Origin of the sequence: Prevotella sp. ICM33 (assembly GCF_000517825.1) — a bacterium.
Lineage (GTDB): Bacteria > Bacteroidota > Bacteroidia > Bacteroidales > Bacteroidaceae > Prevotella > Prevotella melaninogenica.
The window spans coordinates 186788-197908 of sequence record NZ_JACD01000071.1 but is presented as its reverse complement, the minus strand read 5'-3'; the positions used below and the strand labels follow the sequence as shown (position 1 = coordinate 197908).

Annotated in this window: 9 protein-coding genes; 4 read left to right on the top strand and 5 right to left on the bottom strand. The window is 42.7% G+C overall.

From position 1 onward, the window contains the following. Positions 1-67 precede the first annotated feature (67 nt). The gene (locus tag HMPREF1505_RS08690) at positions 68-712 is read left to right on the top strand and encodes a hypothetical protein (RefSeq protein WP_036924663.1); all 645 of its coding nucleotides are present in this window, start codon (positions 68-70) and stop codon (positions 710-712) included. Positions 713-864: 152 nt separating this feature from the next. Beyond that, complete coding sequence (locus HMPREF1505_RS08685) at positions 865-1386, top strand: hypothetical protein (RefSeq protein ID WP_036924662.1); 522 nt, start codon at positions 865-867, stop codon at positions 1384-1386. A 580-nt stretch (positions 1387-1966) separates the two neighbouring features. On the opposite strand, the gene HMPREF1505_RS08680 is transcribed toward HMPREF1505_RS08685, so the two are convergent. The 5 genes from HMPREF1505_RS08680 to HMPREF1505_RS08660 form a co-directional block, all read right to left on the bottom strand. Continuing rightward, positions 1967-2350, bottom strand: coding sequence for a hypothetical protein (locus HMPREF1505_RS08680; protein WP_036924660.1), 384 nt, complete (start codon positions 2348-2350; stop codon positions 1967-1969). A 252-nt stretch (positions 2351-2602) separates the two neighbouring features. Continuing rightward, positions 2603-4336 (bottom strand): acyl-CoA dehydrogenase family protein, encoded by a 1734-nt coding sequence (locus HMPREF1505_RS08675; protein WP_036924658.1) that lies wholly within the window; start codon positions 4334-4336, stop codon positions 2603-2605. 92 nt (positions 4337-4428) lie between these two features. Beyond that, positions 4429-4824 (bottom strand): endonuclease domain-containing protein, encoded by a 396-nt coding sequence (locus HMPREF1505_RS08670; protein ID WP_036924657.1) that lies wholly within the window; start codon positions 4822-4824, stop codon positions 4429-4431. A 157-nt stretch (positions 4825-4981) separates the two neighbouring features. After that, a complete protein-coding gene (locus HMPREF1505_RS08665) occupies positions 4982-6004 on the bottom strand; it encodes an electron transfer flavoprotein subunit alpha/FixB family protein (protein WP_036924656.1) in 1023 nt (340 codons plus the stop codon). Between the two features lie 154 nt (positions 6005-6158). Continuing rightward, positions 6159-7028, bottom strand: coding sequence for an electron transfer flavoprotein subunit beta/FixA family protein (locus HMPREF1505_RS08660; RefSeq protein ID WP_036924655.1), 870 nt, complete (start codon positions 7026-7028; stop codon positions 6159-6161). 479 nt (positions 7029-7507) lie between these two features. Between HMPREF1505_RS08660 and dnaG the strand changes: the two genes are divergently transcribed. Together dnaG and HMPREF1505_RS08650 are read left to right on the top strand one after the other, a co-directional pair. Then, complete coding sequence (gene dnaG, locus HMPREF1505_RS08655; protein WP_197017520.1) at positions 7508-9442, top strand: DNA primase; 1935 nt, start codon at positions 7508-7510, stop codon at positions 9440-9442. A 5-nt stretch (positions 9443-9447) separates the two neighbouring features. Then, on the top strand, positions 9448-11118 hold the full coding sequence (locus HMPREF1505_RS08650; protein WP_231480381.1) for a hypothetical protein: 1671 nt from the start codon (positions 9448-9450) through the stop codon (positions 11116-11118). The last annotated feature ends 3 nt before the right edge of the window (positions 11119-11121 follow it).

The following is an 11121-nucleotide window of genomic DNA, read 5'->3' as shown; positions in this document are numbered from 1 at the left end:
CGATTTTAGCCCTTAACTTTTATATGTGGAAAAGGTTTACCGGACAGCAATAAAAGAAAAATATAAGATGAAATCATTTATTGTATCTACCATTATTATTTTAGGAGCATACGGCTTTATTTATGGGATTAATAAACTATTCTATCGTTACTCTTTTTTTCATTCGGCACCCAGTATTAAGACCTTATCTAAAGGCGGTATTGCTTGGTTCTTCCTATCTATAATAGCATTCTTCGGCATATCCATGGGTTTAGCCTTTCCTGGTATTGGATTTGATTTACTCTATGAAAGGGGGTTGTTTGTCTATCTATCTGTTTTGATGATAGTTCTGGTGAGCGTGGCGATAGTCGTTATTTTTCGAATAGAGAAAAGTGCTTGGCTACGTCGTAATCCTCAATATTGCCGATTGTTCTTTCCCTCATGGAATGAAGGTGCTAAGAACATGATGGTGTCAATAGGCAAGATTGATGATATCAATTATGGTCGTGGCGTAAGTTTCTCATGGTTTGATGGTAGCTTCCTGACCGCAGGAAAACACCGAGTGGTGTTTGAATTCTATGAGGAGCGTATTCTTTCAAGGCGCAATATGCGTAATGATCTTTATAAAGAAGAGATAGTTTTTAATTTCCGAGCAGGTAAGGTATATGTGATAGAACCACTCCCAGAGGAACGAACTTTCCGTATCGTTGAAGATAAAACACGCTTTGTGTAGAGATAGGATGATAGGGGCTGCGGCTAACAGCTTGGGTGTTAAAATAAGATGATGCAGGTTATTTTGCACGAGAAGCGTTGCATTTTACAAAATAAAACACTATATTTGCGAAGAATCTTTTGTGTTAACTAACCCTATAAATAAATATACGTATGAAATATTGGAAACCTATTAACTGTTTGGCAATATGCTGTCTATCAGTGCTGACGTTGTCATGTACGACGGAGAATGCAGTTGTTGGGAATGTTGGAGTAAGTGATGTAAAGTCGTCAGGCTGCAAAGCTTCAGCCTCTCTGATGGAGTCTCGTCCTGATTACTATAATCATTTCATAGGGCAGCGGTCTGTGTTGCACCTCTTGCTCGGTAAAGAGAATACTGTCACGGCACGTTTTGCAGACGTCATGGATAACTGTGCTATCGACCTGTTCCATGTAGGAACAAGCAGCAGTGAGGGTAAGATTGTTCTCATCCTGTATCCCGATAAGGACATGATGACAAACTGCATCTGTCGCTATGATGTTGATTTCAAAATGCAGAATATCGTTTCTGGTAATTATCAGCTGGAAGTATATCATACTACCGCTGACAAACAGATTAACAAAGACAACCAGATTTTTAGCGGAACTGTAAACTTAGAGAAAGGGAAGGAACTTATACTGACAATGAGTCGGTAAGGAATAAGTGTGGAGAGTAGGGTTGTGGTGGTTTGGTTATACAAGTGCCTCTACCTTACTTTCTACATCTTTATCGTGGAATGGTTAGCTGTGATGTCAGCTTGAAGTTGCTTTTAAGCTACTGGTTCAATTGTTCTTTGAGGATAAGAAAATTCCTAAAAAATATTTTCTTGTCATATCTGTCATACAAAATTAGTGCTTAACTTGTTGGTTGATAGCGTATTTACGTGAAATGTTAAATATGACAGCAACTAAAAACCAAACTATTTTCGTATAATAGGTGTTTTTCTTACTAACGTAAGTAGATTTCATTGCTACCTATTTTGAGGAAACCTATAAAGTAAAAGACAAAAGAATAAAACGGTAAAAGAGTATTTTGCTGTTTTATTCTTTTGTTTTTTTGTTTTCCAGTCTTAATTCGCAGTAAGAAACATAGTGGACACTGGTAATCATAAGTTCATAAGTAAACGAGTTTACAGGTTTACAAGTGAACAAGTTACTTGTAGCAATAAACACAGCGTATAGTAGTAATCATAATTATGAATTTTGAATTATGAATTCTGGATGAATTAAGCTTGGACTATTGCAACTGCATGATTCCGTCTTTGTTCACGCTCGTTACGCCTTTCACTTTCTTGAAATCAGCGATAGCTTGATCAATGTCGTGTTTCTCGTCTACCTTGACCGCTACACCACTGAACTCCTTGTATTTGTAGAGTAGGGTACAGCCCTGCTTCTTGATGGCTTTCAGTAGAGGTTTGTTGCCTGTCTTCTTGTCGAAGAAGATAATCAGCGTGTGGCTAACAGGAGTCTTCTCTCTTTCACGTTTTGCCTTTTCCAGACCTTCACCTCCATCATCACCATTCATTATCTGCTCCTTGATTGGGCATTGTGCAGATGCTGTTGTTGACTGGATGAACAATAAGCCCATCAGCAACATACTTGCTTTAAAATATTTCTTCATCTTGTTTTCTCCTTTTATTATGAATGACAAAGATAGTTATAAATAAGCAGATACCTACTAAGATTTATAATTATTTCAGTTTTTCTTCTCCTTATTTATTGTACTACTTTTGCAGTGTTTTAAGGCAATTAGCTTTAAGATAGGTTGATAATTGCTCTTAATCTGTTTTGTTCAAGGGTGTTCAGTAACGAAAAAAGCAACCAAGCGTTGTGCTCGGTTGCTTTTGTATGGTGTTAACCTTAACAAAAAGGATTATGCTTCAGCATTCTCTTCTTCCACAGCCTTGAACTGCTCAAGGTCTTCTGGGTTGAAGGCTTTGATATAAGCAGTGTGACCGATAACTTCTTCCTCTGCCATGCGAACAAAGACATGGGCAGACTTCTTGAAGAGTTCTGGTGCCTTAGAAGCATCTTCAATGAGGAGGAGAGAACCGATGATGTCGGCTGTCATGTTGTAAAGACGGCGTGCAAGAAAGTCGTGAACATCCTGATTGTCGCTTGCGTTCACCTTCTCAACAGCCTCTTCATAGAGCTGAACAAGCTTTGCAACACGGTCACGCAGACCCTTCATGCAGTCGCAAGAGAGTTCGCCCTCAAGCATCTCCTTCATGATAGAGAGGTAGGTACCGTTAGTGATGTAACGCACGGCAGCAACAACCTGCAACTGTGTTGTACCCTCGTAGATAGAGAAGATACGTGCATCACGATACAGACGCTGACACTTGTACTCCATGATGAAACCAGAACCACCATGGATAGAGATAGAGTCGTAGGCAGTCTGGTTAGCATACTCAGAGTTGACACCCTTTGCCAATGGCGTAAAGGCATCAGCAAGGCGGGTATATTTCTTCATCTCCTGACGCTCCTCAGGGGTGAGCTTCTGGTCACGTGCAATATCTTCCAAAGCCTTGTAGATATCGACGTAGCGGGCAGTCTGGTATAAGAGAGAACGACCAGCATCGAGTTTTGCCTTCATACGAGAGAGCATATCGTAGACAGCAGGGAAGTTGACAATCTTCTTGCCGAACTGTGCACGATCCTTAGCGTAAGCCAAGCCCTCGTTATAAGCCTCCTGCTCAAGACCAACAGACTGTGCTGCGATACCGAGACGGGCACCATTCATCAATGCCATTACGTACTTGATAAGACCCATTCGGCTGCTACCACAGAGCTCTGCCTTTGCATTCTTGTAAACAAGTTCGCAGGTAGGAGAACCGTGGATACCGAGTTTATGCTCAATATGGCGTACGTCAACACCACCATTACGCTTGTCATAGATGAACATTGAAAGTCCACGACCATCACGTGTGCCCTCTTCTGAACGTGCAAGGACGAGGTGGATGTCTGAGTCGCCATTGGTGATAAAACGCTTCACACCATTCAATCGCCAGCAGTTCTCCTTCTCATCGAAGGTAGCTTTGAGCATTACACGCTGGAGGTCAGAGCCTGCATCAGGCTCGGTGAGGTCCATTGACATCATCTCTCCTTCGCAGATACGTGGGATAAACTTCTGACGCTGCTCCTCGTCACCAAACTCATAGAGTGTGTCGATACAAGACTGCAACGACCAGATGTTCTGGAAACCTGCATCGGCAGCAGCGATCAACTCAGACATCATAGAGAAGACAACGTTTGGAAGGTTCAGTCCACCATAGCGGCGAGGCATAGAAACGCCCCACAATCCAGCCTGACGTGTCGCCTCAATGTTCTCTAAGGTTTTGCTGGCATAGTGCATACGGTTGTCGATGAGATGTGGACCTTCGATGTCTACAGCCTCAGAGTTAGGTGCAATAATATTTGCAGTTATGTCACCAGTGATATCCAAGATGCGCTTGTAGTTTTCGATAGCATCCTCATAGTTTACTGGTGCGTCAGCATGTGTAGCTGCATCAGCGTAGTTACGCTCTTTCAGTTCTACGATGCGTTTCATCAATGGATGCTCCAAGTGAAACGCTATTTCTGGGTGGTCAGTATAATAATTTGCCATGATAAAAAATGTAAGAGTGGCCCCTCCCCCTTGCCCCTCCCCCGAAGGGAGGGGAGTAGAATGTACTGATTCTTACGGTTAGGGTACTCTTTTTATTCGTTGTTTATAAATTCGGTTATTTGTTCTATCACATTATCTATGTCCGTGTATATCTCTTCGTTGGTGAATCTAAGAACATTAAAGCCCATTTCATTAAGGTATTCTGTTCTTGTTTCATCGTCTACCTCTTGTTGCGGTTGCTTATGGTAAGCTCCGTCTACTTCTATGACTAAGTTCTGTGAAAGGCATACAAATTCTACAATGAAGTCACCTATAGGATGCTGTCTTCTGAAATGATATTCGCCTCTCATTCCTTTCAGTTCGTTCCAAAGAATCTCTTCTACTAATGTCATCTCTTTCCGATTCTCCTTGGTGAATTCCTTTAGGATATGGTATCTGTCAGGTGAAGCTGTTTTGTAAGTGCACTTCTTTCTATTTTCTTTAGTCATAGGTCGGTAGTTAGTCTATGATTATACACGCTATGCCTCTTGTGATAATAAGTATTTAGCGACAGTAGTCCTCTTATTCCCTTTTCGCATTTTACTCCCCTCCCTTCGGGGGAGGGGCAAGGGGGAGGGGCCAGTTAGTTGTTCAGTCAGCTGGCTTTTACTTACTATTCTGCTTATAATACTTTATCAACTTCGGAACAACCTCTTCAACGGTGCCATTGATGATATAGTCAGCGATGGCATTGATAGGAGCGTCTGGGTCGTTGTTGATAGAGATGACTATACCACTGTCCTGCATACCAGCAATGTGCTGAATCTGTCCAGAGATACCACAAGCGATGTAAACCTTTGGATGGACGGTGACACCGGTCTGACCAATCTGACGATCGTGGTCTACCCAACCTGCATCAACAGCGGCACGGCTGGCACCAACCTCTCCATGAAGCTCTTTAGCTAACTTGAAGAGTAAGTCGAAACCCTCTTTTGAGCCGACACCATAGCCACCACAGATAACGATAGAAGCTTCCTTCAGGTTGTTCTGTGCTGGCTCAACATGACGGTCGATAACCTTTACAACATAGTCAACCTCTGGGACATACTTCGCTACATCTGGATAGACAACCTCGCCCTTTGCCTCACCCTCATAGATAGCTTTCTGCATAACGCCAGAGCGTACGGTAGCCATCTGTGGACGGTGGTCAGGATTGACGATGGTTGCTACGATGTTACCACCGAAGGCAGGACGAATCTGATAGAGCAGGTTCTCATAACGCTTACCTGCTTTCTTATCTTCGTAGTCACCAATCTCAAGTTGAGTACAATCGGCGGTAAGACCACTTGTCAGGGATGATGACACACGTGGACCGAGGTCACGACCGATAACAGTAGCACCCATCAAACAGATCTGTGGTTTCTCCTCAGTGAAGAGGTTTACAAGAATGTCTGTGTGTGGTGCTGATGTGTAAGGGAAGAGTCCCTCACCATCAAAGACAAAGAGTTTGTCTACACCGTATGGTAGGATTTGGTCTTCTACCTTTCCTTTGATGCCACTACCAGCAGCGATGGCATGGAGTTCCACACCTAACTCATTTGCGAGCTTGCGACCCTTGGTCAACAGCTCCTGTGAAACCTCCTGTACGGCGGTTTCCTCTATTTCGCAATATACAAATACGTTGTTCATAGGCCTCACCCCCGCCCCCTCTCCGAGTGGAGAGGGGAGTGAAATGCTTCACTTGCTGGGGGATTTTTCTTATGTTTATATGATACCTCCCCATAATGTTTTACAGAACATTCTACGCCCCTCTCCAGTAGGAGAGGGGTTGGGGGAGAGGCTTTTAACCAATAATCTTCTCTCCTAACAGTTCTTTGATGAGTCCTTCTACATCCCCATCTGAGCCAGTGAGGGTCTTACTCTCCTTAGCTTGGAAGACGATGTTCTGAACAGACTTCACCTTTGTTGGTGAACCACTCAAACCACACTGCTCCTCATCACCGTTGACATCGGCAACTGACCACTGATTCAGTGTGAGGTAAGGACGCTCCTCGTAGAGATGTGCCCAAGGCTCATCACCTTTGCGTTCCATAGGACAAGTAGCATACTTGTACTTCATCACGAGTTTGGCATTGCAAGGACGAGCTGGAGCAGCAGTACCATTCACAGTGATGAGAACTGGTAATGGTGCAACAACAGTCTCTACACCACCATCGATATGACGGCGGATAGTAGCCTTACCATCCTCAATCTTTAGGATTTCCTCTGCGTATGTAACTTGGTTGAGTCCTAACTTCTGTGCAACCTGTGGTCCTACCTGTGCGGTATCACCATCGATAGCCTGTCGTCCACCGATGATAATGTCTACATCACCGATATTCTGTACAGCTGTCGCTAAAGCATAAGAAGTAGCGAGTGTGTCAGCACCAGCAAACTTACGATCGGTAAGCAACCAGCCAGTATCAGCACCACGATAGAGTCCCTGTCGGATGATTTCTCCGGCGCGTGGAGGACCCATGGTTAAGATTCCTACAGTAGAGCCTGGGTTCTGTTCCTTCAGTCTCAGAGCCTGCTCCAAAGCGTTTAGGTCTTCAGGGTTGAAGATGGCAGGCAGTGCGGCACGGTTTACCGTTCCTTCGGCTGTCATGGCATCTTTTCCCACATTTCTTGTGTCAGGTACCTGCTTAGCAAGTACTACAATTTTCAAACTCATAAATATAATAATGTGTTATTTAATATTCAATTGCTTTGGTTGAGGGCAAAAGTACGTTTTTTTTGTAACATAAACAAAAAAAGTTGCACAAAAACCGCTTAACTGTGTTTATGATTGTTAGGAACTATTCTATTCCTGGTTGTAGGAGTTGGAGAAGTTCTCATTGTTTAGGAGCCTTCTGTCATCTATTATTTCACAAAACTTATACCTTTTTTATAGTTTGACCTCAAATCTCTCAGGGGTATAAGAAACGCTTTGAATTTACTTTTCCTGTCATATCTATCACTCTTTATTAGTTCTTAACTCGTTGGTTTATAGTGTAATTATGCGAAATGTTAAAAGTGACAGCAACTAAAAACAAAACTATTTTCGTAATAATCGGTGTTTTTTATTCATGAAGATAATTTGGTGAAGTAGAAGTGTCTTTTTTCTGGTTCTAACTTTGCTATCTCATTGGTTTGTGTTATCTTTGTAGCATAATGATAGATAGACCGACTGTAGATAGGATTATGAATGCGTCGAATATCGTTGAGGTAGTCAGCGATTTCGTTTCTTTACGCAAGACGGGAACAAGCTATAAAGGTTTGTGCCCTTTTCATGATGACCGTACACCATCTTTCTCCGTTAGTCCTGTGAAAGGTGTTTACAAATGCTTTTCGTGTGGTGCAGCGGGTAATGCTGTAAAGTTTATCATGGAGCATGAGCAGATGACTTATCCTGAAGCCTTGAAGTGGCTTGCGAATAAGTATCATATTGAGGTGCATGAGCGAGAACTGACGAATGAGGAAAAGCAGCAGGAGAATGAACGAGAATCAATGTTCTTGGTCAATGAGTGGGCTGCAAAGTACTTTAATGATATCTTGCACAACGATGTTGATGGTATGGCTATTGGTATGCAGTATTTCCGCAGCCGTGGTTTTAGAGATGATATCATTCGTAAGTTTCAGTTAGGTTTCTGTCTTTCAAGTCGTCATGCTTTTGCTGATGCAGCCTTAAAGGCAGGTTTCCAAAGAGATTTCCTTATAAAGACAGGTCTTTGCTTCGAGCGTGAGAATGGTGAACTTATCGACCGCTTCAATGGACGTGTGATGTTCCCATGGGTGAGTGTGAGTGGTAAGGTGACAGCCTTCGGTGGTCGTCTGCTGGATTCGCGTACAAAGGGGGTTAGTCAGAAGTATGTCAATTCTCCCGATAGCGTTATCTATCATAAAGAGAGAGAACTCTATGGTATCTTCCAAGCAAAGAAAGCGATTGCCAAGCACGACCTTGTTTATATGGTGGAGGGATATACGGACGTAGTCTCTATGCACCAGTGTGGTATTGAGAATGTCGTAGCTAATAGTGGTACGGCACTTTCAGTACATCAGATACGTCTTTTGCACCGCTTCACTCCTAATATCGTTCTACTTTATGATGGCGATGAGGCTGGTCAGCATGCTGCTTTACGAGGTACGGATATGCTGTTGGCAGAAGGTATGAATGTGAAAGTGCTGTTGCTTCCTGACGGTAAAGACCCTGATGAGTTTGCACGTAGTTACAGTGCAGAAGATTTCAGAAAATATATTGAAGATAATCAGACAGACTTCATCGTCTTTAAGATTAACGTACTATTAAAGGGTGTTACTGATCCAATTAAGCGTTCAGAGGCAGTTGGTTCAATAGTGCAAAGCATTTCTGTTATCAAAGACCCGATACTCCGTGATACCTATATCCGTGAGTGTGCGAATCGTACAGGCGTGTCAGAGCGAACCTTGATGGAACAGATGAATCGTAATATCTATTCCAATCGAGAACAGCAGACACGTGAACAACAGCAACATCGAGCTGCGGTAATGGAGGAGCAACGGGAGGATGCAATGGCTGTAGCCTCTAAACCGACAACGTCGAAGGTAGAGCAAATGCTTATCCAAGCTGTCGTCAAGGATGGTGAGAAGGTTATCTTCCGTGATGTGAAAGATGAGAATAGCGGGCAGACATATAACCTGACCGTAGCACAATATATTGCTTATGACCTTGGAAGCGATAATCTTGGTTTCTCAAATGAACTTTATACTAAGATACTGCAGGAGGCTGTAGAGCATTGTGGTGAAGAAGGGTTCAAAGCTGAAGAGTATTTCACACAGCATGCAGATATCAATATCGCATCTGTAGCAGTGAGATTGAGCGTAGACCGTTTCCAACTCGCAGAGAGTCTGCAAGTGAAAGAAACGGAACAAACATTGCGTGATCGTGTTATACATCTTGTAGCTGATTTCCGTTTAGAATATGTTTCTTCCCACTTGAAAGAATTGAATGAACAACTTCTGCAGGTGAAAGATTCGCAAGAGATGCAAGATATTATGAGCGAGATAATGAGGACACAGAATCTTCGCAATGAATTAGCAAAGAAAACTGGTAGTAATATTCTGGTATGATGAATATGATAAGAAACTTATTCAAACCATCACTTCGTCTCTCAGACCTTGATTTAAGTGAGAATAGAAGGATAGTCTCAAAGGCACTGAAGGCACTCAACTGTACTGGGGAATGGAGAAAAGAGGGTGATGCAGCACTTGTTCGTTATACATTTCAGAGTGGACATTTTGGTATTCGTATTATCGGTAATTGTCCACAGGTGGAATTGTCATACCTTTTCTTTGCTGAGGCTGAGATGAAAGATATAAATATTGTGCGCCATGTGTGCAATCACTTTAACCTCAATTCCAGTGGTCCTCGCTTTAGCTATAGTATCAATGAGGAAACAAATATCATTGATATGCATATCCTAACACCGCTTCTGTTAGATGACGATCGCGCAAAAGATATTCTTTCTTCGGCTATGGTCGATATGTTTTTATGGCAGAATTCTTTTATTAGAAGTCTGACAGATGTGAAGAAGGAAGCAAAAAGTTCGGCTACGAGTGATTTGGAATGGTCTGAGAAGGAAGTTGCGCGTGATTTCTTTCTCCTTCGAGAACAGGAATTAAGACATCAGAAGAAAGGTGCAGAGTGGCGTCAGAATGATAAGGAAGCTGCAACTTTGAAGCAGTGGATGGATAAGGTTTTTGGTTTGGTGGATGTTGTCTTCTCTGAGTTGACAGTGGTAACAGATGCCGTAACAGTTATCAACGACCGTGAATCTATAGCATCCTATAATCTGTCCGACACTCTGATAGTAGATGGAGCGTTTGTTCGACAGAAGGCTATGCTCGACCTTGTATTCTTCCTCCCAGCTCATCCGACAACTCGTCGTCGTATGACTTTCAGTATTCAACAGGCTGATGGTTGTGAGGATGTGCTTTACTATCAGGTTGTTGCTACATTGTTACCATTGCCATCAGGGATTGGTAGACCCCTTCATTCGAAGGAAGTACAGGTGCAGTCGCACTCTGTCTTGTTGGCATACGACCTTCGCTCAACAAAGCAGTTGCAGGATGAGTTCGTCTATATGTGGAAGGAAGCTAAGAGTAAGGTTGCTAATGGTGAGGAGAACCAACTAACCGAAGAGCAACGATTGATTGCCAATGTGGAGAGTGTGGATGCTGCTCGTTTTGTTTATCGTAGTCGGACTCTTCATCGTCAGAAGCGTTACTATGAAGCGATTTCTTGTTTGGAGAATGCCTACCGCCTTTTGAATTCTAATATAGATAAAAAGAGTTTAGAAGAACGGAACCTCTTCTTAGAGGTCTGCTATATGTTAGGCTTCTGCTATAATGAGTTGCAACAGTATGATAGGGCTTATTACTACCTTACGTTTGTAACAGGAGTTAATCGCACTCTTTATGCTGAGGAGTATGTTAACTGTATGATTTATTTGGGTGATTATCGTTCGCTGATGACCATAGACGGAATCTTGGAAGACTTACATAATTCTATTGTTGAAGATGAAGAAGGCGAAGTCGAACAATCGGTGCACCCTTTTCTACAGTTCCTTTACCGACGAAAGGCTTATGTCTTGGTAGAGTTGCATAGGTTTGATGAAGCGGAAGAAATGCTTCGTCAGATGATAGATGACCCTGAGTCAGGTGATTTTGCATTAGACGAGTTAGCGTATATTCAGCAGTTACGAGAGAAGGATAAGACTGGCGGAACAGACGAATCGAATAGTTAAGGA